1 protein-coding gene is annotated in these 1,693 nt (G+C 46.9%); it reads left to right on the plus strand.

Annotated features, from left to right (window positions below; translation table 11 throughout):
- Positions 1–71: 71 nt before the first annotated feature.
- Entirely contained in the window at positions 72–590 is a 519-nt protein-coding gene (locus tag QWL29_RS26460; RefSeq protein WP_305825837.1) for a hypothetical protein, read from the plus strand.
- The last annotated feature ends 1,103 nt before the right edge of the window (positions 591–1,693 follow it).

Consider the following 1,693-nt stretch of genomic DNA (forward strand, 5'->3'; position numbering starts at 1 on the left):
CGATCCATTAACCCCGGTGTTGCAATTGGTTCTTGAGACCGCCAAATATTGCTGGGCCGCCCTCGGAGTCGATGGGCAAAGACTATGCTAAGCTAGAATTCCATGTTGATTACTACGAAAGTTGCTGTGGTGAGTTGACCCTATTTTACGAGGGCGGAGCGCTTACCGCATACGCAATAAAGATGACTGATCCGCCGGATTTTGCTTTTGAAATCGTGCACCCGACAGAAGGGCCACATTATTTGGGGAAGACCACATTCCGTGGGCTCAGTGAGCATCCTCATATCATCAAAGATGAATATATCGGAGGTAAGATGTCCATGTGCTATCTTGAATATTATGGGGCCAGTAGCTCTACACGCGAGTCAGAGCTCTTCTACTCGACAGCATATTCAGCAAGTTGGTTTGACAGAGATAAGTATAAGGATCCACGAGACATGCCAGTTTTTTCTGCATTGGTCGTCAATAGCAGCTTGTTTTGCTCAGCTGAAGATACCAAAGGCTTGGACACCCCGTCTTCAGAAAACTGCCTCGATCCTTGGGAAATTGCATGTACCTACTTCGATAACTACAAGTCCCGCTGGCATTAGGCCTGTGGCATTGTTGCAGCGCCTCGCCGTACAGGCCTACGGTTTTAGACGCAGCGCTTTGCCCTTAAGGTTTTGTTAGGCGCGCTAAAGCAACCAGACTGGTTCGTGGACACTTGCATAAGAGGATGACTGCTTTGGGTCGGAAGCTGCCCTACACTGAACGGCGGCGAACAGTCCAAGCTGTGTAAAAACGCGAGAAAAAATCCCAAATAAAAAATCGACCTCTCAGAACGGCCGCTACGCGATTTTCTTGAGGTCCGGAGGGGGCACCCTAACCAGAAAAACTTCAAGATTTTAAGTTTTTACACAGCCTGGGTCTTGGCGGACGCTATGTTAGGTGCTCAACTGTTCAATAACGATACCCTTAAGTCGTCTCATATTTGGCAATTTTTTATTAGAACCACGCATAAAGCCTAAGCGACATATACGCCCACATGATTCTTATCCGTCGGCGTCTTAAGAAATGACGGTATCACAGCCACCTAGAAAACTCCGACGCCATGCTTGATTTAATTTTATATTCTCCCATCATATTGCTCGCTTTCGCGATAGTGTTTGCACGCCTTATTTACCTTCGAACTAAATCAATCATTTGGAGCAGTACCGTTTTTACGGTCTTTTTTTCGTTCGGCATTGCAAATGGTCGCCTCCCACTTCCATTGCCTACGTTGATCCTTATACCTTTAATGATAAGTAGCGCAATAAATGCACCACCATGTGTACGAGACGGAGACGGTTGCGATCAGTCCGACTCAGAGTTTCTTCTGATTTATTGCTTACTAATTCCACTGGCGTTTCAATGGGCATTCTGGACCGTAAGCTTTGCTACAACTCGCTTTTGTTTTTTACCGATGACCAATTGTAGTTCGATCCTAATCGTACCTTAGAGCGCCTAACAAAACCCCGTGGTTGCTCATCAGGCAGCACCTCAGGTACACTGAGCAGTGCCAACGGTCTGCGTTCGGCCAGGAGCGGTCATTGAAGCAAACAAGTTCCCGATGATTCTTACAGGAAAATAGCTTAAAAATGGATCATGAAACGGCACAGTCGCTTATGGCTGGGCGGTCTCAAGAACCAATTGCAACACCGGGGTTAATGGATCG

Source organism: Massilia brevitalea (assembly GCF_030711405.1).
Lineage (GTDB): Bacteria > Pseudomonadota > Gammaproteobacteria > Burkholderiales > Burkholderiaceae_D > Telluria > Telluria brevitalea.

What these genes read in the sequence shown, in the direction of transcription:
- QWL29_RS26460 (WP_305825837.1), top strand. Translation starts at nt 72, where the DNA reads ATGGGCAAAGACTATGCTAAGCTAGAATTCCATGTTGATTACTACGAA.